Origin of the sequence: Chryseotalea sanaruensis, from assembly GCF_003990915.1 — a bacterium.
GTDB lineage: Bacteria > Bacteroidota > Bacteroidia > Cytophagales > Cyclobacteriaceae > Chryseotalea > Chryseotalea sanaruensis.
Map to the genome: position 1 here is coordinate 51,927 of NZ_BHXQ01000002.1, position 26,844 is coordinate 78,770.

A 26,844-nucleotide genomic window follows, 5' to 3' on the forward strand; every position below is an offset into this window, starting at 1 on the left:
GTGTTAGTCAGTTACCGACTCGTTCAGTGCAGACTGAACTTCAGGCATCTGAAGCATTAAAGTGAAACGAATAGTTTCTGCTAAGGCATTTTCGCGGCCATTAGTAGGTGCAAGGTAGGCCACATCAAGGCCAAAGTTGTTTTTGCGGAAGCCAAGTCCAACAGTTAAATACTTTCTATTACCCTTGTCTTCACTTTCATGGAAGTAACCCAATCGTCCGGCAAACACTGCGTTGTACCAATATTCAATACCTACAGATGTAGTTATCTCTTTAAGCTCTTCTCTAAAACCATCTGGTGCATCAGAAAATGATCCAAACATGCCGCTTAATAAAGGTCTATCGTCATCTCTTCCTGAAATAATATTTCCCTGCAAGTCACGCCTTGGTGGGGTGGGCACCATTAACTTATTAAAATCAAGTAAAAAAGTAATAGAGTTAAATGGATCAAGCTCTGTTTTAAAAGCTGAACCTATTCGAAGATTAACTGGCAGGAAATTAGTGTTGTTAGCATCTGAGTAAGAAATTTTAGCACCAATATTTGAGATAACAGCTCCCAAAGAAAGTTGAGAAAGTCTTGCACTCTGCAATGGTTTTGTGTAAAAAACTCCGGCATCAACCGCCACACTTTGTCCTGGTTTAGCATCAAAAGTTGTGCTTTGAAACTGGCCCGTGAGGTTAGAATAAATATATCTGCCCGTAAGACCAACACTAAAATTTTTTGATAGAAGACGAGAGTAGGTTGCGTCAATGGCCATGTCACGCGGATTATAGTCACCTAATGATTGATTTTGATCATTTCGGAAAAAGACCTCCCCCATATTGAAATATTTCATGGATACAGCAATTACCTCCTCAAAACCCAATTTGTAAAAACCAGACAAATAAACGATGTCCATATCGTTTACAATTTTCCCCAGCCAAGGTGTGTATGACAAAGAACCACCATAGGCATTTTGAATATGGACAAGTTTACCAGGATTCCAATAGGCAGCATTGGCATCTGCTGATGAAGCAACGCCCGCTTCACCTAAACCGGCATGCCGTGCATCAGGTGAAATGGTGAGGAAGGGCGCAGAAGTTGTAATAACATTAGGGCCGCTGGTGCCGGTTACGGACTGCGCTGAAACTGAACCTGCAAATGAAAGAACGGAGATTGCAGCAATTAGATATTTCATCAGAAATTGGGTTCTAAATTCAAAGATAATCAATTCAATATAATAAGCTTGGCTTGGGCACTAGCCCGCTTGCCACTAGTTTGAGAACGCAAAAATAGCTTGGCAATATATACACCGGCCTTTAAATCATTACGCTTAATGGTTGCCAAGTCTACTCTAAAGGCACTATTTTCACTAAATATGGTTTCGCTTAATATTTGGTCTCCCTGCGGGCTGTAAACTACGATTTGCGCGGACACGTCTTCACCAGCTGTATTATGGGTAAAAAATAAGGTGCTTTCTATTGAAAAGGGGTTCGGATAATTTCCAAATTCTTCAATAACCATTGCGGTGCCGTCTGTTACTACAAAGTCAACCGTTGCTTCACCTGGATTATTATATGTATCCCAAGCCATTACTCTAAGACGATGTTTGCCTGGCTTTATATCACGGAGGGGGAAAACAACTGTCCCTTTTGTAAAATCATTTATATCAGCCAAAAAGTAATCACCCAACTCATAAATGGCTTCATCATCCAATACAGCCACGAGGTCATTTCCAATACCGTAATTTGATATAGTAATACCACTCTCGTCACTGATGCGAACTACCAAACGACTATCGGCCGAAACTATACCGCCATTTACAAAAGTAGCATCATTCATAAATGCCGTAAGCTGAGGTGCCTCAATATCATTACCAGAAATAGTCGCAGATCCACCTACTTCTATAGAAGAAACACCGGCTGCAGCTTTATTTCCGTCTTTTGCAAACAAACTCATACGGCCATCGCCCAAAGCGTAAGCAATATTTTTAGGCACGATAAAATTGAATTCGAACACTCCGCTTTCAACACTTGCCTGTCCTCTAAAAAGAAGTGAAGACCATTGCTTGTAATTGAATGGAGGATTCTCATCACCTAATGTTCTAAGTGTACCTGCCTTATCATATACAGATGCCTCCAAAAGCCCATTAAAATTTTCGTCTGCCTGATCGGGGGAACCCTCAACATATCCTTTAACAGTAACACGTGCCAATGCTTGCAGTGTACTTACATCTTGATCGGTTGTTATCGATTCAATTTTTATAGATGATTGTGGTGCAGCCAGGTGCATTGATGGATCTCCCAACAAAGAAAAATTCCTGTTGGCTACACCACTGGATGAATTATTTTTTGTGTCTTTAAAAATTTCGCCTAATGTCCTGAACCTTCCATTTTCTTTTTGAAGAAAGGCTTCATAAAAAGCTTTGTTTAAGTCAAAATTTGTGCTGGAGTTTACAGGGCGAGCTGTGGTAACAAGACCTATAGCACCATATTTCTCACGCAATAAAATAACTTCTGCTGCTGAACTTACCTGCACATCATCATGTCGACCAAACTCACAAGTTGCAGTAACTAGAAAAGGAAGGCTTTCATTTTTAAGATCAAGGATCATCAACTCATCAAAAACTTTTTCTTGTGCCCATTGGTATTCATTACCATGACCTGTGTAATTAATGATAAGCGCTCCTTTATCAAAAATATTCTCAATGGCGATATTAGCTTCTGGCGCAATTTGTCCGGCAGGCCTTGAAATTTGTGCGTAATTATCTATGTATAGCTTTTCTGCATTAAACACAGAGTTATTGATGTTCTCTACTTGAGCTGCCAATAAATCAGCTTGGGCATGATGCACATTAAAGTCACCATCATCTGCTACAAAAGCTATACGATTTTGCCAGCCGCTTTGCCCTTCCTCTTTAGTCTCGTAAGTAATAATTTTATCAACAATGTATTTAGCTTGTACTGATTCCTTAATAGGTAAGCGACCAACTGCTATGTCCAGTGTTTCGTTGCACGAAAAACACTCACGCCATTCTCCCTCATGCGCTTCAAGTAAACCATAATAATCATCAGATGAATACGTTTCCAAAGGGCTTAAAGAATTACGTGAAGTGTAAGTGAAAACACGGTTTTTATTGTTAGGCAAAGTATTCTTATAGTCGTATGTTCCCTTTCCAAAAAGTAATAGACTTTGAAACGCTTGCGGATATTTATCACTGAGCAATCTGGCATAATCCCGTATGGCGGTTACATCAGGTCTGCCCCCTGAAAACTCATTGTAAATCTGATCAACTGTTACAACATTAACTACAATGCCTGAATGTGTAGTGCGGTGATCGGCCAGGCGCATCGCTTCAATCTTCAGTTCTTCATCTGTTACAATTAATAAGTTAAGTGAGGCGCTACCGCGTAAGTTTTGGTTTTGAATGCGGACAGGTGCTTCCGCATTCAGTGCCTGATTAAAAGCAAAGAACTCTCGAAGAATTGTTGTATTTGCGGTAAAACTTGCTGTGTTTCCAACAAGCTGAACAGTATAGGAGGCAATAGAAGCAGGGGTTGTTACATCCCATACTTGGGTATTACTGTTCCCATTTTCTAATATAAACTGTGATGCTTGTTGGTTGAGGCTTTGTGCAGAACGAAATGAAACTTGATCGTTGTATACCGCCAGTTTACGTGTAACGTGAAGGTTAAAAAAATCAAGGTGGCCATAAGCTCCCGCATTTCCGTTTTTGGTAAAGCGATATGTAATTCGTTGGGCAGTACGATTTACAGCATTTACGTTAGTGGCATTTAATAAAAAAGTATCACGCTTGTGCCTTGCCTTTAAACCATACTGTGAATTAGGAACTTGATCAATCGACTGAATACCTACCTCCTGATCATTAATTTTTACTGCAAAAGCGGATCCTGCTAACGAGTAGGCCACTACATCGGAGACAAATTTTATAGTGCTCCCGGCAACAATACCTTCAATGTTGAGATTAATACTTTGCTCAACATTATTCTCAAATCGTTCTCCATACCACTCTCTCCCAGATTCTAAAATATTCGTTCTGGTTAATTCATGATGTAACACATCCTGATATTCATTTACATCAACTGTTGCCTCTGGACTATCTGCCCCGTGTATTCTTTTACCTGATTCTCCACCAAAGGTTAGAAATGCATAATTTTTATCTGCGTACAAGTTGTATTCATAATAGAAAACTTGTTTGGATAAATTATAAGAATGTTGATTGGGACCTTGAGCATAAAAAAGTATGAGGTCTGAATTATTAAAAACGCCATCACTTTCACCCTGCACAATAATAGATGACTCAATAAGATCTATAGGCCTGTCCGTTGCGTTTGACTGAGGCAACATTCCCCCAGGGTTTGTGTATATTTTAATTGTCCTGGGATCCACCTGGTCAATATCTACACCAGCATCTCTTAGTTGGGCGTGTGTAATTTTGTAGACACCTGTTTTTGAAACCGGAATTTTAAGCCAAGTACCTTCGCTTAACACCGAGGATTGTCCATAAATAGTCTCAACCATACCACAGAGGGAGATGAATGCTGCACTAGCTACTATTGATTTAAGGTTAAGCAATGCTATAGACTTAGGTTATACTTTTTTTTCCGACAAGACGGCCCCAACTAGCTGCTAACGAAAGCAGTATATACAATAGTATAATTACTGGTAAAGAAGATTTGTGCAAAACTACAATTAAAACTAACGCTAATCCTAAGAAGGTAAACCGCAATTCATTCCCTTGCCATGCGAAATTTTTGAATTTGAGGGCAAAAAGCTCGATTTCTGCCACTAAAAGCAATGAAAAAACAATAATAACAACAACTAGCACCCATGCTTGTTGCATAAAAAGCAATATGACTTCAGGCAAAAATGGAAGTGCCGTTATAAACAAAGCGTTTGCAGGCGTTGGCAAGCCAATAAACGAGCTAGTCTGACGCTCATCAATATTGAATTTAGCCAAGCGAAGTGCTGAAAAAACCGCAATAGTGAAGGCTATGAATGGAAGATAGGAATGGTCACTCAGGTTGCTGAGCCAGCTATACATCATTACTGAAGGAAGTACGCCAAAGCTTACCATATCGGCCAATGAATCCAGCTCCTTGCCAATAGGTGAACTCGCTTTTAGCCAGCGGGCAGCAAAACCATCAAAAAAATCAAAAACGCATGCAGCCCACACAAAGTAAGCTGCTGGCACAGGATAGCCTTCAAGAACAAACACAATACCTATACAACCACAAAGGAGGTTTAAACAAGTAAGCGTGTTAGGAATATGTTTTAATAATTTCATTTCGCGATAGCACAAAAAGGATTGTTCACTTTTTCGTAACCTATTGTTGTTTCCGGCCCATGTCCGGGGTAAACCGTAACATCATTGGGTAACGTAAATAGTTTGGTATGAATACTTTTGATCAAGGTATCGAAGTTTCCACCCGGTAAATCTGTTCTGCCTATGCTTTCTCTGAAAAGTACATCCCCTCCAATTAGGATTGCTTGCTTAGCAATATAGAAAGCAACATGAGCTGGAGAGTGTCCGGGTACTGACAAAATCTGAATCACTTCTTCTCCTAAACTTAAGTAAGTTGCTTCTGCTAAAAAACCAGCTGGTTCTGCCTCTTGGTATTGTTGAAACCCATAGTTTGGTGCGTAAGCTTTTACCGCTTTAAGTACAGCTTCTTCCCCACTAGGAATAAAAAGAGGCGCCTTATAAGTGCTCGTTACAAAATAATTACCCAACACATGATCTATATGGCAATGCGTGTTTAAGACCTGCACCACCTTTAGCTTCTTTGCCTGAATAAAATTCGCAAGTTCCTCTTGTTCATTTTTAGAATAACAACCCGGATCGATGACAAAGCATAGTCCATTCGTATCGTATAGAATATACGTGTTCTCTGCTAAATCATTAAAAGTAAATCGTTGAAGTGTCAGCATAATAGGAGTCTGCAAGTTAGGCATTGCAGAAGAGTTAACAATAAGCCTATTTTGCAGAGTGAGTGAAAAAAAGGTTTTTGATTATCTGATTGTTGGTAGTGGTTTGGCAGGTAGTGTGCTGGCTTTTGAGCTTGATCAGCGCAGAAAACGTGTGTTGCTTATTGGCAACAAGCAAAATCATTCCTCTGTTATAGCTGCCGGATTGTTTAATCCTATAACCGGCAAAGTCCTTTCAAAAACCTGGCAGGCAGAAGAGATTTTTAGTCAGTTGCAACGCTTTTACTCTCACGCAGAAAGAGAAATGGGGCAAAAATTCTTTTACCCCATGCCTATTTACAGGCCATTTCTTTCAGTAGAAGAGCAAAATGAATGGATGGGTAAAAGTGCATCACCCGATTGGGCCATTTTTATAGAAAAAATCTATACAAAAAGTGGTGGGTGGTACGGTGTTAAAGATTTACTTGGGGGGCTGTTACTCAAACAAACTGGTTTCCTGAACACAAATGTTTTCATGGAGGCCATCAGGAATTATTTTGTTGAGAAACAGCAATTTCAGGAGCATACTCTAGCTTATGACAAACTGAGTATCACAACAAATTCTATTGTGTATGGGGAATACCAATCGGAGAAAATAATCTTTTGTGAGGGAACAAATACTTTTCAAAATCCCTATTTCAACTGGCTGCCTATACGCCCATTAAAAGGTGAAACATTAACCGTACAATCCAATCTTCCTGAAAACGTAATTGTTAACCGTGGCATTTACGCGGTGCCCTTAGAAAAAGGTATTTTTAAACTCGGTGCTACCTACGAAACCAAGGATTTATCTCAAGCTATTACCATAAAAGGATTAGAAGAACTAAAGGAGAAATTCAAGGAAATCATATCCCTCCCCTATAATGTGGTAAATCAGGAATGGGGTTTTAGGCCCACTACCCCCGATAGAAGGCCTATCATCGGGGAACATCCTGAATATAACAATGTTATAGTGTGCAATGGCCTTGGTACAAAAGGTGTAAGCCTTGCACCATTTGTTTCCAACCTATTGGCTGAATTTTTAGTTAAGGGAATACGTTTAAGCACATACGATGCAGTGGATGTAAGTCGTTATTATTCTTTATATTGGAAAGCTGTAAACAAGAGATGAAAAGACGTTTTTTACTAATAGGCTTCACATTAATTCTGGCGCTTGGAAGCGCTTTTGCCCAGCAATCCCGTGAAAGCTTTGGTAAAAATCGCTTTCAGTATCGTCCATTCGATTGGCAATACATAAGTGGAGAGAATTTTGACATTTATTATTATGACAATCGCAAGGGGAATGCCTCTGAGGCCCTTACTTACCTGGAGTCAGAATTTGATCGTATTACAGATCTTATTGGTTTCCCGCCTTACTTTAAAACCAAAGTATTTTTATACAACTCGCTTACCGATTTACGCCAAAGCAATGTTGGCTTAAACCACAATGCACTAAATGTAGGAGGCGAAACTGAATTCATTAAACCTTATATAGAAGTTGCCTACACTGGCACTGCACAGGAGTTTAAAGAAGAACTACTCTTCAAAACTTCTGAATTGTTGATTAATGAAATGATGTATGGTGGCAATTTGAAAGATATATTTCAGAATGCACTATTGCTAAATCTACCTGAGTGGTTTGTGCAGGGCGCAATTCACTATGTATCTAAGGGCTGGAATGCCGAGATGGACGATTATGTGCGAGATCTGGTCCAAACAAAAAAAGCACAACGTTTCACTAAACTTTCCGGAAAGGAAGCTGCACTCGCAGGGCAATCATTCTGGAATTTTATTGCTGAGAAATATGGTAAAAGCAGTGTTCACAATATTCTAAACTATACAAGGGTAACGCGCAATGAAGAAAAAAGTCTGCTCATTACATTAGGCATTAGTTATAAAAGACTGATGAATGAATGGGAAGCTTATTATAAAAAAATGGCAGACCAGGCGAACAACTCTTATGTAGTTGCACCAAAAGATAATCAGTTTACCAAACAGCCACTACATACCGTTTACTACACTTCTGTTAAAGTTAGCCCCGATGGCCGTCATGTTGCATATGCAGAAAATGATAGAGGTAGATTTTCTGTTACTGTAAAATCTTTAGAAAGTGGAAAAGAGAAAAACATTTTACGTGGTGGAACACAGGTAATCGGTCAAAGAGTAGATTATACCGTCCCGCTTATTGGTTGGTCCGATGCCAATACACTGGGAGTTGTCGGTGTTAAGCAGGGAGAATATTGGTTCTGGCTATACGATCTTACTACACAATCTAAACTGCCACGCCAGCTTGATAAGTTTAATAATATCCGAAGCATCAGCTTTTCGGCCAATGGTCGTCTTGCGATTATGAGTGCAGACTTCGAAGGCAAGAATGATCTTTACTTACTCAGCACAAGACGCGACAGAACGAGAAGACTCACCAATGATACTTTTGATGACCTTGACCCTTCTTTTATTCCGGGAACCAACCGAATAGTGTTCTCTTCTAACAGACCTGATGATTCTTTACGCTCTGGAAGAAAAGTTGCTCTGGCCGAGCTCACAAATCAATATAATTTATTCATGTACGACCTGGACAGTACTAGAAATAATTTAACCCGAATCACCAATACACTTAGTAAAGATTTTGCCCCACAAGCACTAAACAACAATGTTTTCTATTACCTGAGCGATCAAAGAGGCATTATTAACTTATTTAAGTTCGACCGATCAACGGGTATCTATTCGCAAATCTCAAATTATAATTCCAGCATCATAAACTACGATTTAAACATCGAAAACAGAACCCTTGCTTTTGTTACAAGTAAAAGTCTTGAGCAAAATATCTATGTTGATAAAGCTTTTGATTTTAACCGCCAGGTATTTACACCATCTACAAGAAGAAAAGAATTATTGCAGGCACGCACTATTCGCGAAAGAAAGGTAGCCACCGAAAATAAAAACATGAGCGTGAAAGAATTACTTAACGCCCGCCTTAAAGCTGCTTCAAGTGATACAACAAGTGTAGTGGTAGATGTAAACGACTCATTGTCAGCTAAGACGGATAGCATAAGTGTGAATCTGGATAAAAATCCTTCGTTGGCAAAGGATACAACCCCTGTAGTAGTAAAAGAAAGGCCTCTTAACACTGACGACTATACTTTTGAAGACGAAGTGATAAAAAAAGAACCAACAACTACAGAGAGTTTCCTTAGCCGCTATGCGCGTGCCCGTGAACGCGAACGTGTTACAGGCCCCTTTCCTTACGATCCGAAATTTAGTGCCAGCAACCTTGTAACTTCGCTTGTAATTGATCCTATACGAGGGCTGGGCATACAACTCGAGACGCAGATGAATGATATGCTGGAGAACTACCGAATCTACGGTGGTGTTATGCAGTCTTTCGATTTTAAAAGCGGTGATGTTTTTGGAGAATTTCAATACTTACCGCACTATATAGATTTCAGTGCCCGATTTGACAGAAAAGTTATTTATTGGGAAACCTTATCGTCCAGCGACAATGGCACACCACCCGATAATTACAACTACTCACTTAATAAACTAGAATTTGGCGCTTCGCTTCCCCTTAACGACAGAACACGTTTCACTGTAAAGCCTTTCGCTACAATCGCAAGATCTGTTAATGTTGGGCCTAGTGGTTTAAGTCTGACTTCACCTACAGCCGCTCCTTTGAATGTCTATTATGCAGGCGTAAAGTCTGAGTTAATTTATGACAACTCGATCATGACTGGCGCAAATCTTATGGAGGGCTCAAGAGGTAAAATTACTTTTACCCATCATGAAAACTTCGGCAATAATCAGCTCAATTTTAGTCAACTCTCCATTGATCTTAGACATTATCAAAAACTTTATAAAGAAATTGTGTTGGCTGTTCGTGGCTTCGGTGGAAGCTTCTTTGGAAATTCTCCTAAACAATATTTATTAGGTGGCATGGATAATTGGGCATTTAACCGTTCGCGAATTGGCGGAAGCAGTGCTACAGGCCAGGTAAACCCATTAGGTGCATCAGGCCAAAATCAGGAGTTGCTTTTTGTAGAGTATGCTACGAGTCTACGCGGATTTAACTATGCTACTTTATTTGGGAATACTGTTATGCTTGCCAACGCAGAACTTCGTGTACCCTTAGTACGTGCATTGAGCGATGGCCCTGTTGCTTCTAACTTCTTCAGAAATTTACAACTTACTGCTTTTTATGATATTGGTACCAGCTGGTCAGGCGAGCCCCCCTTCACATCGGGCAATAGTGTTAGTTATGATGTAATAAAACAACCACCGTTTGAGGTCGAGATCAAAAATTACCTCAATCCATGGTTATACAGTTATGGCTTTGGTATGCGCTCTGTTATTCTAGGCTACTATATGAAGTTTGACTTTGCATGGCCAGTAGAAAACTTCGAGCGTCAGGATCCAAGACTTTTCATAACGTTGGGTTACGATTTTTAAGGCTAAAAAGCTGTTGTTATTCATTGCCGATACTAAATAGTATCTTGCCTCTTTATTGCTCCTATGATTAAATCCATGACAGGCTTTGGCCAGGCCTCTTTTGAAGGTGGTCACTTTCAACTCAACATTGAGGTAAGAAGCCTTAACTCAAAGTTTCTTGATTTAAACCTTCGTCTTCCTAAACTCTTCACCGAGAAGGAGCTTGAGATTAGAAATCTCATTACCGAAAAATTGGAAAGAGGAAAGGTTTCTATTTCAATTGATTATCAGCAACAAGGGCAGCAAGAGCCACAAATTACCTATAACAAGGACTTATTTAAGGCTTACTATATCCAATTACAAAAATTAGCAAATACCGTAGAAGCATCTCAGGATTCTCTTTTTCAGCTTGCCTTAAACTCTCCCGGTGTAACTGAGAACAAGTTCGATGAAACACTTACAGAAGAAGATTGGAATAATCTTAAGAATACGCTTTTGAAAGCAATGGCCGATTGCGAAGTTTTCAGGGTAAAAGAAGGCGCAATCCTACTACAGAAATTTCACGAATACATCAATACCATCAGCAAAGGATTAGCTAGTGTAAATGAGATTGACCCAAAGAGGGTACAGCGAGTAAGAGAAAAATTGAAGGGTGGAATTCATGATTTTTTTGGTGATGAGGGCTTCGATAAAAACAGACTGGAACAAGAAATTATTTTCTACATAGAAAAACTTGATATACAGGAGGAGATTGTTCGTCTGGGTACGCACCTTGAGTACTTTAAACAGGTGTTGGATGACAAACAATCGAATGGAAAAAAACTCGGATTCATCGCTCAGGAAATTGGCAGAGAGATCAATACCATTGGCAGCAAAAGTAATGATGCCGACATGCAAAAAGTAGTAGTAGTAATGAAAGAAGAATTGGAAAAAATTAAAGAACAACTGAACAATATACTCTAATGGCAACAACAAAAATTATAGTTAATAATAACGGCTCACTAAAAGTAGAAGGCGATTTCGAAATTGTAGATGCGCAGGGAAACACTTACGGCCTACAAGGCAGAACAGTTCTTTCACTTTGTCGTTGTGCCCAATCGAAAAACAAACCCTTTTGCGATGGATCTCATAAAAACGGTTTCGAGCATGAGGCAACTGCTTTTGAGCTCCCGCCACGCAAAGTGTAGTGCTTCATGAAACTAAAAGAGTGCCCATCATGCGCAATGGAAATTGACGAAAAGGCGAAAGTGTGCCCTATTTGTCAATATGAGTTTACAGGTTACAGCGCTGGAATTAAATGGACTGCGGTACTACTGGTGATTGTCTTTATTCTATATCTCCTCCTCAATATCTTTTAGGTTATGCATCTCATGGACAGTTATAACTGTTCATGTAATTATGTTTAAGCAGATTGGCTACATGCTTATCTTAGCTTAAAATAAATTTGTATGCTAAAACGCTTCCTTTTCATTGCTTGCCTTTTCATTGTTAGCCTTGCACAGGCACAAACACTTGGTGAGCTAACTGTCGAAAAAATTATGCGCGATCCTAAATGGATTGGTACAGCCCCAAGCAATGTGCGTTGGTCGCTGGATAGTAAAACCATTTATTTTAATTGGAATCCTGATAAAGCAAAGGCTGATTCTCTTTACAAAATAACGCTAACTAATAGAACACCTCAAAAAGTATCGAAACAAGAGCGTTTAAATTTACCCTCTGGTAACGGCACCTTCAATAAAGCCTATACTTCTTATCTGTTTGAAAAAAATGGGGATATCTTCATTTTTGATATCATCACTTCAAAAAGCAGGCAAGTTACCAATACAATAAATAGAGAAAGTAATCCTTCATTCTCAAGTGATGAGCGTAAAATCATTTTTACAGCAGATCAAAATTTATTTAGTTGGGAAATTGCAAATGGCAATCTGACACAATTAAGCGATTTCAAAAAAGGAAAGAAAAACTTGTCTACTCCTTTAAATGAACAAGAGAAATGGTTGAAGGAGGACCAGTTGGCAATCATTCAAATTTTAAAGGAGCGCAACGATGATCGCGAAGAAACTGCGAGCATCAGAAAAGCAGAACAAGTAAAAAGACCTAAAGAAATTTATCTGGACGATAAAAACGTAGATCAGGCAAGGCTTAGCCCTGATGGCAACTTTATTACTTACAGACTAACAAAAAATAGTAGTGCCAAAAATACTATCGTACCCAATTATGTAACAACCTCTGGCTTTACTGAAAATATTCCGGCACGTACGAAAGTAGGTGCCGCCCAAAATACATCAGAACTTTTTGTATACGATATCAAACGCGATACTGTACTGCAAGTAAAAGTAGATGAGCTCCCTGGCATTACTGAAAAACCTGTTTTTGTAAAGGACGACTCAAAAGATAAGAAGCCTGTAAACAGAGCAGTTTCTTTCTTCGGTCCTATCTGGTCTGATGATGGCAAGCAAGCAATATTAATGTTGCGTGCTGCAGATAATAAAGATCGTTGGATTGTTCTATTAGATGTGGCTACACAAAAACTAAACCTTGTTCATCGTTTACATGATGATGCATGGGTTGGAGGACCAGGCAGTTATAGTATGGGTTGGATCAATAACGCAAGTTTATGGTTTATCTCTGAAGAAACCGGTTATTCTCATCTTTACAGTTACGACACAAATAACAAAACACAAAAGGCGCTTACCTCAGGTAAGTATGAAGTGCAACAAGTAGAGTTGTCCCGTTCTAAAAAACATTTTTATATTACGACAAATGAAGTACATCCTGGTGAAAAGCATTTTTACAAATTACCTGTAAGTGGTGGTAATACTGAAAAAATTACATCTGTTATTGGTGCGCATGAGGTGGAAATATCGCCTGATGAAAAAATGTTGGCTTACCGTTTTTCGTACAGCAATAAACCTTGGGAATTATTCTTTAGCGAAAACAAAGCAGGTGCTAAAACTCAACAGATTACGCAATCACTTACTACAGAATTCACTTCTTACAACTGGCGCGATCCAGTTGTCACCACTGTAAAGGCCCGTGATGGCGCTGACATTTACACACGCTTGTATAAGCCAACTAAACCAAATGGCGCTGCAGTAATTTTTGTACACGGTGCTGGTTATTTACAGAATGCACACAAATGGTGGAGCAGTTATTTCCGCGAATACATGTTCCACAATTTATTGGTTGATAAAGGTTATACTGTAATCGACATGGACTATCGAGCCAGTGCTGGTTATGGTCGCGATTGGCGGACTGGCATTTATCAATTTATGGGTGGTAAAGATTTAACAGATCATGTAGATGGTGCGGAATGGTTGGTGAAAGAGCATGGTATAGATCCTAAACGAATTGGCATTTACGGTGGCTCTTATGGTGGATTTATTACCTTAATGGGTATGTTTACTACACCTGATGCCTTTGCAGCTGGTGCGGCTTTACGCCCGGTTACTGATTGGGCACATTATAACCATGGTTACACTTCTAATATTTTAAACACACCTGTGCTAGATAGTCTTGCGTATGCAAAGAGTTCTCCTATTTATTATGCTGAGGGCTTAAAAGGATCATTGTTGATCTGTCACGGCATGATAGATGTGAATGTACATTTTCAAGATGTAGTAAGATTATCGCAGCGCTTAATTGAATTGAAGAAGGAAAACTGGGAACTGGCTGTATATCCAGTAGAAGATCATGGCTTTGTTGAGCCTAGCAGCTGGACAGATGAGTACAAACGGATATTAAAATTATTTGAGGAGAAACTTAAGTAATAAATTTCTTCTTTTAGAAAGTCAATGGCTTGTGAAATCACAAGCTCCGCTGTTCGACATGTTAGCGTAGCGCATGTCGAACTAATAATACTGCCGGATATATATCCGGTTTATTAAAAGTTCCAGATGCCCTGCGGAACATCTGGAACAGCGTAGTATTAAAATTATTTGAGGAGAAACTTAAGTAATAAATTTCTTCTTTTAGAAAGTCAATGGCTTGTGAAATCACAAGCCATTTTTTTCACCTTCGATGAAATGTTTCTGTCTGTGAAGACACAGACTAAGAAGAGTAGATCAAGAAAGTAAAAATCAACTAGAACGTTAGTATTACAAAATCAGTATACGTAATCTGTTTTAAATTTTCTTTGCGTCCAGTATCCAACCGAATGACTGCTCTAGGTGTCTATACTTGATTATTCACGTATAAGAATAGCAACTGCAGAATAATTTCTAAATTATTTCTACGAAGGCTCACAACCTATCTATACAACGTAGTGTCTATCGGTCATTAAACAAAATAACTTTAAAAATGAAAAGAGTAATTCAAAACACGCTGTCAAACCGTTTATCTATGTTGTTGCTTTTATGTGCTGTGCTATTTGTTACAGCAAGTTGCAGTGATGACGATGATGCAGTTATTATTGCTGCGCCTACACTTGGTAATACCTCTGCTATCACTGCTACGGGCTTTACTGTTAACTGGACTGCTGTGACCGGAGCTGACAAGTATTTATTAGACGTTTCTACTTCTAATAATTTTGCTACAACTGTGACCGGATTTAGTAAAAAAGAAGTAACAGGAACTTCTACAAATGTGACCGGCTTAACCGCTCAAACGAAATACTATTTCCGTTTGTATGCAAAAAAGGGAACCGCTACTTCTGTTGCTTCCACTACTAAAGATGCAACTACACTGTAGTTAAATTCAATCCTATAGGCTTTTGTGCTGCAGAACAAAAGCCTGTTTGATTATAGCCAAACAGCAATCAACTAACATAGAAACAGCTAATTATATTTCCTCTTTTGAAAACTTTTTCAATAAATTATTAAATCAATTTAGCCAACGTACTAATGTACCTTTCCGGCACCTCACCCTTTGTAGCAGCTTGGTAATCGCTATAGCTACAAGGAATAATACTATTTCTGGAATAACGTTTCTTACCATTTGGATTAGGTACTTCTAGCCACCACTTCTCACTCATCTTACTTTTATAGAAAGAAATGGTTTCAGGATCGGATGGCATAGACACTGTGTACTTTGTAAAATCGTTGCCTTTAAAATTCTGTTCATTCTTGCGGTTATAATACCCTTCAATAAAATACCAGATCATAGTAGCAATAACAGAAGCTGTCTTTTGATGTGCATCATCCAATTCAGGATGATATCCGTAAAAACCGACTGAACTCAACTTCTCATTCAACCCTGCATACCAACAAATCTGACACGCTTCTTCTCCTGTTAACCCAAAGGGTTGAGCATAACGGTTACCAGGCGCATCACTAGAACGAATAGCAGTAATATCAAAAGAAAGTAAATCGGCATGGCGAATGGCTGGTTCCATCTCCTGCATATTGGTACGCATTTGCCCGATGCGAAAAGCTTCAAAGTAAAGTTTCTCCAACACAGACACCGACAAAGGATCGATCAAATAACTCTGATAACCTAAATGAATATAATTAAAGAGGAAGTTTGGTTCGTGAAGTAATATCTTATGTACATGTCTCCGTTCAACGCTGACTTGTGGATCGTCTTCCAGATCTAAGAAAGCATCAACATTTAAAAAGCTAACCAGCTTCTCAAAAGTTTCGTAGGCTGCATATTGACCAAAGTCTAAATCATGACCTCCCCCAATAATTATTGGTAGTACGTTTTGCTCCAGCACAATGCGACAGACTTCGCTGATGCGGGTGTACATTTCATCCCGATCATGACCGGGATTCAAATTTCCTAAATCAACAATTCTGAAAGCACCTTGACCTCGTTTGAGGTTATACAATTTTTTCCGAATTTCATTAGCTGCTTTTGTGTCTGGATCACTCACACCAATTAACACAATATGTGCATCACGGTAGTCGGGCATCTTATCGCCATACACACGAATGTTTTTATAGAATGAAGAGGTAGACGAAATGTTCTCGTAAATGCTTTCGTCAACGGGTGAAAAGAAAATGGTTAAGTCCATGCTGGCCGGAATGAAGTGTGAATATAATCATTCCAAATCTGAACTTGAACACCTCCTGGTTATGACTTAAAAATTACTTTTATAAATTTCGCTTTAACCGAAAAATTTGGGCAGTCATTATAGCCCGCAATACCGCCAAACTTACATAATTCATTACCGGAACAGTCGTAGACTACTGTCATTGCATCTGCGCAACCAACACAGTTATTTACCGAAATCACAACCTGCCCCTCGTACTCATATTGTTCTATCAGTGCTTTCTGCGATCCGGATTTTTTCAGCTCCTTCACTTTTGTCTGTAACCAGTCGTTGTTATCACATGGTAAATCAAGTGAGTCTTCGCAGGTAAATGCCGAAAGCGATAGGCCAAGCGTAAGTAGTATAACTATTCCTTTATTCATATCCGTGCTTTTCATTTAGACACATATCCGTGTCATCAAGTTGGAATCTACTATCCTATAACAAAAAAGCCCTCCGATATGGAGGGCTCTTTGTATAGTTTGGTGAAGATTAACCACCGAAATCGTCAAAGCGAATATTTTCTTTTGGCGTGCCCATTTCATCGAGCATTTTCAATACCGCAGCATTCATCAACGGAGGTCCGCATAAGTAGAATTCGATATCCTCAGGTGCTGGGTGATTCTTCAAGTAATTATCAAATAAACACTGGTGAATGAAACCAACATAACCATCAGCCTCTCTGTCTTCAAGGTTTTTCTTTACTTTCCAATTGTCTTCCGGTAATGGTTCACTCAAACCAATGTTAAATTGGAAGTTTGGAAACTCCTGCTCGATTTTACGGAAGTGCTCAACATAGAACAACTCTTTCTTAGAGCGACCACCGTACCAGTAAGATACTTTACGGTTTGTTTTTTCTGTATGGAACAAATGGAAGATCTGTGCACGCAATGGAGCCATACCAGCACCACCACCAATGTACACCATTTCACGTTGTGTCTTATTGATGTGGAATTCACCGTAAGGTCCTGAGATAGTTACTTTATCTCCAGGCTTGCGGGAGAAAACGTACGAAGAACAGATACCAGGATTTACATCCATCCATTTATTGTTGGCACGATCCCATGGTGGCGTAGCAATGCGAATATTCAACATCACAATATTACCTTCAGCGGGGTGGTTAGCCATTGAATAGGCTCGGAAGATGGGCTCATCGTTCTTCATCTTCAGATCCCATAACTTGAACTTATCCCAATCACCTTTGAATACATCTTTGCTGCTATGGCCCAATTCCGGGTGAGGCGTGATGTCCATCGTTTTGAAATCAACCGTCAAAGACGGCACATCAATCTGGATATAGCCACCCGCTTCGAAATGCAATGTTTCTCCAGGAGGTAGTTTTACTACGAATTCTTTAATGAAGGTTGAAACGTTATAGTTAGAAACCACCTCGCACTCCCACTTCTTGATACCGAAGATTTCATCAGGAATGCGGATGTTCATATCCTGCTTAACTTTTACCTGGCAACCCAGGCGCACATGACCCAATTTCTCAGCACGGCTTAAGTGCCCCATTTCTGTTGGCAATACATCGCCACCACCTGATTCAACCACGCACTTGCACATGGCGCAGGTACCCCCTCCACCACAGGCAGAAGGCAAAAATATTTTTTCATTTGCCAAAGTTGACAACAAGGAGCTACCGGCAGAAACAGTGATCTCTTTTTCACCATTAATCATAACCTTTACTGGTCCGGATTGCACCAATTTAGCCTGAGCAAAAATAAGAAGCGCCACCAGCAAAAGGATAACAACGGTGAACGCCAGAATGGAAGAGGTAATAACCATAACAGGTAAAATTTAAGTCCACAAATATAAGGCAGGTCACGAATTTTTGCTTCGTGAAGCCTATAATTTTTGATTGGTTAAATATTTGATTATTAATGGTTTAAGTAAATACTAACCACAAGCCTTTACCTTCTGTCAGACTAAGTCATTTTTGCTGGTCAAAAGCGCCACTTTCAGGACGCCAACAGGTCTTCCGGGACTGACTCAGCAATGGGACTAAAGGTGGCATTTGCAGCTAATAAAACACTTACGCCATCACGTTCACTTAACGCTTTAAACTGCGCTAATGTTAAGATGCCTTGCAGTAATTGTTTACCATTTGCGGCATACCCTGACTTAAAAGTCTCAAAATCCTTAATGCTTACCGAGTGTTGATCTTCAAAAGTTACAACCGCCTCTACCCGCAAATCATTTGAAAAGGAGAGTGCTTCATGTTGTGCCCGCTTTTTGTACTCATACGCATAACCATACGTTAGTGCCGAAACATCAGATAGTACGGCCGAACCTGTCGGGTAACTCCCTGCACCTTTGCCTACAAAGGTTTGTTTTTCAGCAAAAGCACCCTCTACCAAAACAGCATTGTATTCATTCCGAATAGAGGCCAAAGGATGGTGGGCTTCAATAAACTGGGGGGCAACAAAAGCAAAAACTTTATCACCTTGCTTAAATGCGCGCGCTACAAGTTTTATTGAAAGGTTATTTTCTTTAGCATACTTCAAATCCGTTGCCGAAATTTTATCGATACCTATGTTAATGACATCTGCAGGTTTTACAAAAACACCAAAAGTGTGTGCGATGGCAATAACCAGTTTAAACTTAGCATCGTACCCTTCTACATCAAGTGCCGGATCAGTTTCAGCAAACCCCAATTCTTGTGCTTTTAACAAAGCATCGGCATAGGATTTCTTCTCTTCAAATACTTTTGTTAAGATGTAATTAGTTGAGCCGTTAAATATTCCTTCTATGGAGGTTAAGAGATCGTTATCATAATACTCTTCAAGGTTTCGGATAATAGGAATACTTCCACAAACTGATCCCTCATATAGAATTGATTTTCCATAACGTTGCTGTAATTCGTAAAACTCTTCAAGATTCTCAGCCAACATTCTTTTATTAGCTGTAACCACATGCTTACCTTTTTCTATTGCTTCTTTTACAATAGCATAAGCCGCTTCATGATCGTTGATTAACTCTACGACTATATCTATAGAAGGATCATTGAGAATTTCAGTCTTATCAGTTGTAAATAATTCCTGAGGTAAAGTTCTGGTTTTACTTTTATCCTTGATGGCTATTCGCTTTATCTCAGCTTTTACTCCATGTGTTTGGCTGAGTACGTTATAGAGACCCTGCCCTACTACACCAAATCCAAATAGTCCAATTGTCAATTTCTTTTTCATTGTTAGAATAATTTATCTCTTTTATTTTTCATTTAATACATCAGTCTCCTGGTAAAATTTGTTGATGTACTTAATCAACTGATCATACTCAATCAGGAAACCATCATGCCCATAAAGTGATTGCATAATGGCAATATCTGCATGAGGAATTTTCTCTGCCAGGAACAGTTGTTCCGTTAAAGGAAACAGTACATCGCTGTCAATACCAATAACCAGTGTTTTTGCTTTAATCTTTTTCAACGCATCCTCAGTACCTGATCTGTCGCGACCAACTTGCTGACTGTCCATCATTTTAGTTAATGTCCAGTAGGCAAAAGCATTGAATCGTTTTACGAGTTTTACTCCCTGATATTGCTGATATGTTGCAGCTCTGAAAGCATCGGTTATGTTGTTGTTGCCCTCTCCTTGTGTTTGGCCGTAGGTGTCGTATGTTCTGTAGGAAAGCATGCCAATTGCTCTTGCCGCTTTTAGTCCTTCCGCTCCTGCCAAGTAGTCGTTGTTTTTCCAAGTAACATCTGCAGCAATAGCCATACGTTGTGCTTCATTGAATGCAATGCCCCAAGGTGAGTGTGCAGCATTTGTTGCAATAGGAATAATGTGTTCAAAAACATCAGGTTCCTGAATAGCCCACTCTAAAACGTGTTGCCCTCCCAACGATCCTCCTATGAGCGTATGCACTGAATGAATACCTAGTGATCTGCGTAATAAATCAAAGGCCCTAACCACATCACGGTTAGTCAGCGTGGGGAAATCATGAAAGTAAATGCGCTCTGTTTCTGGATTAATGGAGAAAGCATTGGTTGAACCATAGCAACTACCCAGAATATTGGCGCAAACAATAAAGTATTTATCAGGACTGTATACACCTTCTTTAGTAAATAATTTTCCCCACCAATCCGTAAAGTCTGAACTTCCTGTTAATGCATGACAAACCCAGATCACATTATCACGTTCTGCATTAAGCTTACCTAAAGTGGTATATTGAAGTTGAAAGCCGGGCAAATAATCGCCCAACTCCAACTCAAAGGATTCATTGAAATAATATGTGGATGTCTGTTTCATAAAAATCGCCCCGCTCGTTCCTCATTGAAGAGTGAACGGAGATTAAAAAACCCTTATATGTTACTGTTTTTATACATCAGTGATTAGGCGTGAACCGTGTCCAGGCTAAAAACTTTTTCGAGTGCCTGAACAAAGTCGGCTTTAATGTCATCGATATGTTCAATACCTACCGACACGCGAAGCAAGGTTGGCAATACACCTGTTGACAATTGTTCCTCTTCGCTTAATTGCTGATGCGTAGTGGCGGCAGGTTGAATAATGAGTGTTTTCGAATCACCCACATTGGCCAAGTGACTTACTAACTTCAACGAATCTACAAACTTAGTTGTATGTGTTTTGCTGCCTTTTAGTGTGAAGGAGAGTACTCCACCAAAACCATTTCGTAAATACTTCTTGGCTAATTTGTGGTAGGTACTGCTTTCAAGACCAGGGTAGTTCACACTTTCTACCTGCGGATGCTGCTCTAGCCATTGAGCCAAAGCCAAGGCATTATCTACTGTGCGTTGCACACGCAGCGATAAGGTTTCAAGGCCTTGTATTAACAAGAAAGAATTGAACGGGCTAATAGCTGAACCAAAATCGCGTAAGCCTTCTACTCTTGCACGAATGATGAATGCAATGTTGGGTAACCCAAGAGGATTGTTAACACCAAATACTTCGGCAAACTTTAATCCGTGATAACCCTCTGATGGTTCAGTGAACTGTGGAAACTTGCCATTACCCCAATTGTAATTTCCACTGTCGACAATCACGCCACCAATAGAGGTGCCGTGGCCACCAATCCATTTCGTAGCCGACTCTACCACCACTGCAGCACCATGTGCAATCGGTTTGAATAAAAATCCGCCAGCACCAAAAGTATTATCAACAATCAATGGAATGTCGTAGCGTTTGGCCAATGCTGATAAGGCATCAAAGTCGGGAATGTTAAAACCAGGATTACCGATGGTTTCGAGGTAAATCGCTTTTGTTTTATTGTCAATTAGTTTTTCAAATGCTTCAGGCTTATCTCCTTCTGCAAATCTTACTTCAATTCCCAGGCGTTTAAAAGCAACTTTAAATTGGTTATAGGTACCACCATATAAAAACGAAGTGCTTACAAAGTTATCGCCTGTTTGTAAGATGTTGTTAAGTGCAATAAACTGTGCTGCCTGGCCACTGCCTACTGCCAGGGCCGCCACGCCACCCTCTAAGGCTGCAATGCGTTTTTCAAACACATCGGTGGTGGGGTTCATAATACGCGTGTAGATGTTACCAAACTCTTTTAAAGCAAATAGATTGGCACCGTGCTCAGAGTTTTTAAAAGTGTAAGAAGTAGTTTGATACAAGGGAACTGCACGTGAACCTGTAGCATCAATTTCGTGACCAGCATGTAGCTGAAGTGTTTCAAAATGTAAATTAGACATGATAATAGTATTTAGATTGTTAAAAAGATTTTGAGAAATAGTATAAAGCGATGACAGGACTTGTCAAGCCTTGAATATTGTGTTACGAAAAAAGATTAATCGTTAACAACAACAACCTGCCTGTGCGGCAGATATACGCATACAACATGTGCATGACGTATTTGCCTCCGGCTGCATGGCAACGGGAAGACAACAACAAATAATGGATTGAATAAAGTCGCGAATAGAAGTCTCAAGGCTTAGATTACCCTGCTTTGTGATGTTAATGAAGTTAATTGTTTTCATTTTCAATCGTTTTATAGTTCTCCTCAACACCTTGTTGGGAGCAGGATTTAGCACCTTTCCACATTTTGTGGCGGTTGCTAGTGCTTCTTTGAGCCTGTTCTCTCAGCACTTCTTTATAAATCGATTGGGCGAATGGCCTTCTCGACTATGATGACACAAACGTATACTGGTTTAGTAGAGTTTCCAAATACTTAAAGAAATATTTTAAAATATCTTTTGCCTTACAGCTGTTCGTTATGGTATTTCTTCAGCAACATAATCTGACCGGTGTGATATAAATCATGGTGAATGATACCGTTTAACATGACTTTAAATTTGAAAGGACGCCCCGGAACTTTTTCTTCTAATTTCTCAACAGGTGTTTGTTCGAGCAATGTTAACAATCGTTTCTGACTCGCTTTTAATTCCAGTATTGCTGTTTTCAGATTTTTTGTGCCCGGAAAATTCATTTCATCTGTATCAATATCAAAGGCAGCATTCCCTTCCAGTTTTTCGCAAACAAAATTTCTCCACGCAGTCATGTGCGCAATCAATTCTATAATACTATGCGAGTTCCCAATTCGTTGATCAGCTTGTACATCACGCAAGTCCTCCAGTGCTTCCAACACGGCAGGCCCATGCCAGGCATTCTTTTCAAAAGTATGCGATAGCGTGTCAACAAGATTTTGAATTTCAGTTTTTCTCATATATCAATAAATAAAAATGACCAGTACAAGACTGGTCATTAATTATAATTTTACGAAGTGAATAAGTTTACTCACCTACTTCAATCATTACGCCACCTACCCAACTTGCTACTAAATTATAAAGTGCCGCTGTAATTACACCTGCAACCAGCCCAATGATGCCGTAAAAAATCGGGAAGAAAATGATACTGCCAATGCCAAAAAAGCTAAGGATGGTTTTCGTTGTCTCATCACTTTCTGCCATATGCAAATTTGACATCACAGAGCCCCAGGCAGCGAACATCAAACCAATAATTACGCCCAGTAACGCATAAAGAATACCTAGTACTTTCGCCAGTGAAAAAGGATCTACTTTTTTAATTTCTCTTTTAGCCATGATCTTTTAATAATTGACAATTTACAATGGACAGTTGACAATTGATTAAGTGAGCATTCCGCCATCAACCTGCAACACCTGTCCGGTAATGTAAGCCGACATATCTGAACCTAAGAAAACACAAGCATCTGCTACATCATCAGGACTACCACCACGTTTCAATGGAATGGCATCTCTCCAGCTTTGCACCGTCTTTTCATCCAATTTACCTGTCATTTCTGTTTCAATAAAACCAGGTGCAATCGCATTGCTGCGCACGCCACGAGAACCCAACTCAAGGGCTACTGATTTTGTAAATCCTATAATGCCTGCTTTTGATGCCGAATAATTTGCCTGACCCGCGTTGCCTTTTAAGCCCACCACGGAAGTCATGTTAATAATAGAGCCGCTTTTCTGCTTCATCATTTGCTTGGTGGCAGCCTTCACCGTATTAAAGCATGATTTCAAATTAACGTTGATCACACGATCCCAGGCTTCTTCATTCATGCGAAGCAAAAGGTTGTCCATGGTAATGCCGGCATTGTTTACTAAAATATCTAATGAACCAAAATCAGCAATTACATCAGCAATCAGTTTATCGGCTTGTGCGAAATCAGAGGCATCCGAGCGATAACCTTTTGCCTTTACACCTTTGGCCGCCAGTTCTGCCTCCAGTGCTTGTCCCTGTTCCACACTTGATAAATAGGTAAAAGCCACATTTGCACCCTGCTCAGCATACTTTAAAGCAATGGATCTTCCGATACCCTTAGAGGCTCCGGTAACCAAAGCCGTTTTATTTTGAAGTAGTTTCATTGTTGGATTTTAGGTGTTTATAAAATAGGATGATAAATACGACTAAACCGACCAGTCCTGCATCGCGCACAAAAAGTCCTTCAACCATGTGGAATTTCAAATTCATGAAAGTACCACCCACTATGGCTAGCGAGCTTATAGATAAAAGTACAATGTGGACGATCTTCATTTTGTCAAAAGTAAGCAAAAGCCGTAAATCTGTTAAATTTTGAGTTTTGAAAGCGCAAATGCAGGCTTATCTTTGGCAGCGAATTTAAAAGCATAGCTATGTCTAAATATGATTTAATCGTTATTGGCAGCGGGCCTGGTGGGTATGTAGCCGCTATCCGTGCCTCTCAACTGGGCATGAAAGTGGGTGTGGTAGAAAAAGCAGAATTAGGCGGTATCTGCCTGAATTGGGGCTGTATTCCTACAAAAGCGTTATTAAAGAGTGCCAACGTTTTTGAATATATAAAGCACGCCAAAGATTACGGAGTAACGGTAGGCGAGGCCAAAGCTGATATTAAGGACATGGTAAAACGCAGTCGCGATGTAGCGGCAGGCATGAGCAAAGGCATTCAGTTTTTATTTAAGAAAAATAAAATCGACCATATTGTTGGCTTCGGTAAAGTTAAAAAAGGTGGTAAAGTAGAAGTAACAGATGCCGAAGGCAAAAAAGTTGACTATGAAGCCAAGCATACCATCATAGCAACAGGTGGTCGTTCACGCGAGTTGCCTTCTATGAAATTCGATGGTAAAAAAATTATCGGCTACCGCGAAGCCATGGTACTACAAGAGCAACCCAAAAAATTATTGGTGGTAGGTTCAGGTGCTATTGGTGTTGAGTTTGCTTATTTCTACAACGCAATAGGTACGGAAGTAACTATCGTAGAATTCATGCCACGTATTGTACCTGTTGAAGATGAAGAAGTTTCTAAACAATTAGAAAAGTCCTTCAAAAAATCAGGTATGACTATACATACCAGCGCTGAAGTAACTGGTGTAGATACCAGTGGTAAAGGTTGTGTTGCAACTGTTAAAACACCAACCGGTGAAATCAAGATTGAAGCTGACATCGTATTATCGGCAGCCGGAGTGGTGACCAACCTGGAAGGTATTGGTTTGGAAGAAACCGGTGTGAAGCACGAGAAAGGAAAAATCATAGTTGATGATTATTATAAAACAAACGTACCGGGCATCTACGCCATTGGTGATGTCGTAAAAGGCCCTGCACTGGCACACGTAGCTTCAGCTGAAGGCATTATTTGCGTAGAGAAAATTGCAGGACAAAACCCTCATCCACTTAATTATAACAATATTCCTGGTTGTACTTATGCATCGCCTGAAATTGCTTCAGTAGGTTATACTGAAGAAGCAGCCAAGAAAGCCGGATATGAAGTGAAGGTAGGCAAGTTCCCATTCACGGCATCAGGAAAAGCGAAAGCTGCCGGTGCTCCTGATGGTTTTGTAAAAGTAATTTTTGATGCCAAGTATGGCGAGTGGTTAGGCGCACACATGATTGGTGCTAACGTAACTGAAATGATTGCGGAGGTGGTGGTAGCTCGCAACCTGGAGACTACTGGTCACGAAATTGTGAAGTCGGTGCACCCACATCCTACCATGAGCGAAGCCATTATGGAAGCGGCTGCAGCAGCGTATGGTGAAGTGATTCACCTCTAGGCTTTATAAATTTATATTAATAGAAAAAGCTCACCAAAATGGTGAGCTTTTCTATTTTCCAATAGTGCTTACCAATTATTTTGGCAACACTACTGACTCTACTACGTGAATCACACCATTTGACTGGTTCACATCGAAGATAGAGATTTTAGATGTGTTCCCTTTTTCATCTTTCAACAATACATCCTTGCCACTCATCATCGCTTGAAGTTTACCACCTTGTACTGTGGTTAGCGTTGCTGTGCCCTTGCCTGCTTTAATAGCGTTCGCTACATCAGCTGCACTTAATTTACCAGCCACTACATGGTAAGTTAATACTGCTGTAAGTGTTCCTTTATTTTCAGGCTTCAACAAATTTTCAACTGTGCCTGCAGGTAATTTTTCAAATGCTGCATTCGTTGGTGCAAACACTGTGAAAGGACCAGCACCTGATAATGTTTCGACTAAACCTGCTGCTTTTACTGCTGCCACAAGCGTTGTGTGATCTTTTGAGTTTACTGCATTCTCAATGATGTTTTTTGTCGGATACATCGGTGCGCCTCCTACAGTAACTGGTTTCTGTGCATATGCAGCAACAGATAACAATAAACTAAATGATGCAATCAATACTTTTTTCATAAAATGATTTTTGTTTGTTTAATTAACATCACTTACGTACGATGGTTATTGATTGGATTTTATTAAACCAAAAAAAAACTCATCACACCGTTAAAAGGTTGTTAACGGGTGACCAGTAACATTTTAAGCACATCGAAATATTTTGTTTAACGTAATATGATTTTTTCATCACTTTATACTTTGAAATCAGTACTTAAGCTGAAAATTGAAGTAATCATCTATACACGAAAACGACACTTTTATTTAAAATCGAACTTTTGTAACATCATTCATTTTGTTTAAGGTCTACTCTATTTTGATCCATCTAACTTTTTTAACAACACTTTAGGATCCTTATTATTACGAGAACTAACGCCAATCGTTACTTCTTTGAAGTCTAAAAGACAGAGAACAAACTCGACTGTCAAACCTACTGCTTTCAATATAGACTT

22 protein-coding genes and 1 riboswitch are annotated in these 26,844 nt (G+C 39.6%); of the genes, 7 read left to right on the forward strand and 15 right to left on the reverse strand.

Annotated elements, in window-relative coordinates; genetic code table 11:
• Nucleotides 1-3 precede the first annotated feature (3 nt).
• Genes porV through SanaruYs_RS04730 form a run of 4 tightly spaced genes read right to left on the reverse strand, consistent with a single transcriptional unit; the run spans nt 4 to nt 5,954 of the window.
• The gene (gene porV / locus SanaruYs_RS04715) at nt 4-1,176 is read right to left on the reverse strand and encodes a type IX secretion system outer membrane channel protein PorV (RefSeq protein ID WP_127121386.1); all 1,173 of its coding nucleotides are present in this window, start codon (nt 1,174-1,176) and stop codon (nt 4-6) included.
• A 29-nt stretch (nt 1,177-1,205) separates the two neighbouring features.
• The gene (gene porU / locus SanaruYs_RS04720; RefSeq protein ID WP_127121387.1) at nt 1,206-4,574 is read right to left on the reverse strand and encodes a type IX secretion system sortase PorU; all 3,369 of its coding nucleotides are present in this window, start codon (nt 4,572-4,574) and stop codon (nt 1,206-1,208) included.
• Between the two features lie 10 nt (nt 4,575-4,584).
• Complete coding sequence (pssA, locus tag SanaruYs_RS04725; protein WP_127121388.1) at nt 4,585-5,286, reverse strand: CDP-diacylglycerol--serine O-phosphatidyltransferase; 702 nt, start codon at nt 5,284-5,286, stop codon at nt 4,585-4,587.
• Complete coding sequence (locus SanaruYs_RS04730; protein WP_246011843.1) at nt 5,283-5,954, reverse strand: MBL fold metallo-hydrolase; 672 nt, start codon at nt 5,952-5,954, stop codon at nt 5,283-5,285. The genes pssA and SanaruYs_RS04730 overlap by 4 nt, the downstream gene beginning before the upstream one ends.
• A 34-nt stretch (nt 5,955-5,988) precedes the next feature.
• Between SanaruYs_RS04730 and SanaruYs_RS04735 the strand changes: the two genes are divergently transcribed.
• From SanaruYs_RS04735 to SanaruYs_RS04760, 6 genes are all read left to right on the forward strand, one after another.
• Nucleotides 5,989-7,077, forward strand: a complete 1,089-nt coding sequence (locus SanaruYs_RS04735; RefSeq protein ID WP_160118582.1) for an NAD(P)/FAD-dependent oxidoreductase — start codon at nt 5,989-5,991, stop codon at nt 7,075-7,077.
• Complete coding sequence (locus tag SanaruYs_RS04740) at nt 7,074-10,391, forward strand: PD40 domain-containing protein (protein WP_127121390.1); 3,318 nt, start codon at nt 7,074-7,076, stop codon at nt 10,389-10,391. Before SanaruYs_RS04735 ends, SanaruYs_RS04740 begins: the two co-directional genes overlap by 4 nt.
• A gap of 75 nt (nt 10,392-10,466) precedes the next feature.
• The gene (locus tag SanaruYs_RS04745; RefSeq protein WP_246011844.1) at nt 10,467-11,333 is read left to right on the forward strand and encodes a YicC/YloC family endoribonuclease; all 867 of its coding nucleotides are present in this window, start codon (nt 10,467-10,469) and stop codon (nt 11,331-11,333) included.
• The gene (locus SanaruYs_RS04750; protein WP_127121392.1) at nt 11,333-11,557 is read left to right on the forward strand and encodes a CDGSH iron-sulfur domain-containing protein; all 225 of its coding nucleotides are present in this window, start codon (nt 11,333-11,335) and stop codon (nt 11,555-11,557) included. Before SanaruYs_RS04745 ends, SanaruYs_RS04750 begins: the two co-directional genes overlap by 1 nt.
• A gap of 261 nt (nt 11,558-11,818) precedes the next feature.
• A complete protein-coding gene (locus SanaruYs_RS04755; RefSeq protein ID WP_127121393.1) occupies nt 11,819-14,140 on the forward strand; it encodes a prolyl oligopeptidase family serine peptidase in 2,322 nt (773 codons plus the stop codon).
• A gap of 529 nt (nt 14,141-14,669) precedes the next feature.
• A complete protein-coding gene (locus SanaruYs_RS04760; RefSeq protein ID WP_127121394.1) occupies nt 14,670-15,059 on the forward strand; it encodes a fibronectin type III domain-containing protein in 390 nt (129 codons plus the stop codon).
• A gap of 127 nt (nt 15,060-15,186) precedes the next feature.
• Here SanaruYs_RS04760 and SanaruYs_RS04765 read toward each other — a convergent pair whose 3' ends face one another.
• From SanaruYs_RS04765 to SanaruYs_RS04810, 10 genes are all read right to left on the reverse strand, one after another.
• Complete coding sequence (locus tag SanaruYs_RS04765) at nt 15,187-16,323, reverse strand: formimidoylglutamase (RefSeq protein WP_127121395.1); 1,137 nt, start codon at nt 16,321-16,323, stop codon at nt 15,187-15,189.
• 59 nt (nt 16,324-16,382) lie between these two features.
• Entirely contained in the window at nt 16,383-16,724 is a 342-nt protein-coding gene (locus SanaruYs_RS04770) for a DUF6970 domain-containing protein (protein ID WP_127121396.1), read from the reverse strand.
• 109 nt (nt 16,725-16,833) lie between these two features.
• A complete protein-coding gene (gene nqrF / locus SanaruYs_RS04775) occupies nt 16,834-18,129 on the reverse strand; it encodes an NADH:ubiquinone reductase (Na(+)-transporting) subunit F (RefSeq protein WP_127121397.1) in 1,296 nt (431 codons plus the stop codon).
• A gap of 173 nt (nt 18,130-18,302) precedes the next feature.
• Nucleotides 18,303-19,529, reverse strand: a complete 1,227-nt coding sequence (locus SanaruYs_RS04780) for a homoserine dehydrogenase (protein WP_127121398.1) — start codon at nt 19,527-19,529, stop codon at nt 18,303-18,305.
• Nucleotides 19,530-19,550: 21 nt separating this feature from the next.
• Nucleotides 19,551-20,591, reverse strand: coding sequence for a homoserine O-acetyltransferase family protein (locus SanaruYs_RS04785; protein WP_127121399.1), 1,041 nt, complete (start codon nt 20,589-20,591; stop codon nt 19,551-19,553).
• Nucleotides 20,592-20,674: 83 nt separating this feature from the next.
• Nucleotides 20,675-21,997 carry an O-acetylhomoserine aminocarboxypropyltransferase/cysteine synthase family protein gene (locus SanaruYs_RS04790; protein WP_127121400.1) on the reverse strand — a complete coding sequence of 441 codons (1,323 nt, stop codon included), beginning with the start codon at nt 21,995-21,997 and terminating at the stop codon, nt 20,675-20,677.
• A gap of 293 nt (nt 21,998-22,290) precedes the next feature.
• Nucleotides 22,291-22,404: riboswitch (SAM riboswitch) on the reverse strand.
• A gap of 99 nt (nt 22,405-22,503) precedes the next feature.
• Nucleotides 22,504-22,968 carry a DinB family protein gene (locus SanaruYs_RS04795; protein WP_127121401.1) on the reverse strand — a complete coding sequence of 155 codons (465 nt, stop codon included), beginning with the start codon at nt 22,966-22,968 and terminating at the stop codon, nt 22,504-22,506.
• 67 nt (nt 22,969-23,035) lie between these two features.
• On the reverse strand, nt 23,036-23,344 hold the full coding sequence (locus SanaruYs_RS04800; RefSeq protein ID WP_127121402.1) for a DUF3566 domain-containing protein: 309 nt from the start codon (nt 23,342-23,344) through the stop codon (nt 23,036-23,038).
• A gap of 45 nt (nt 23,345-23,389) precedes the next feature.
• Nucleotides 23,390-24,136: a 3-oxoacyl-[acyl-carrier-protein] reductase gene (gene fabG / locus SanaruYs_RS04805; protein ID WP_127121403.1), complete on the reverse strand. Its 747-nt coding sequence runs from the start codon at nt 24,134-24,136 to the stop codon at nt 23,390-23,392.
• Entirely contained in the window at nt 24,117-24,305 is a 189-nt protein-coding gene (locus SanaruYs_RS04810) for a hypothetical protein (protein WP_127121404.1), read from the reverse strand. Before SanaruYs_RS04810 ends, fabG begins: the two co-directional genes overlap by 20 nt.
• A 98-nt stretch (nt 24,306-24,403) precedes the next feature.
• Between SanaruYs_RS04810 and lpdA the strand changes: the two genes are divergently transcribed.
• Nucleotides 24,404-25,795, forward strand: coding sequence for a dihydrolipoyl dehydrogenase (lpdA, locus tag SanaruYs_RS04815; RefSeq protein ID WP_127121405.1), 1,392 nt, complete (start codon nt 24,404-24,406; stop codon nt 25,793-25,795).
• A 75-nt stretch (nt 25,796-25,870) separates the two neighbouring features.
• Here the strand turns inward: lpdA and SanaruYs_RS04820 are convergent, their stop codons facing one another.
• Nucleotides 25,871-26,413, reverse strand: coding sequence for a fasciclin domain-containing protein (locus SanaruYs_RS04820; RefSeq protein ID WP_127121406.1), 543 nt, complete (start codon nt 26,411-26,413; stop codon nt 25,871-25,873).
• Nucleotides 26,414-26,844 lie beyond the last annotated feature (431 nt).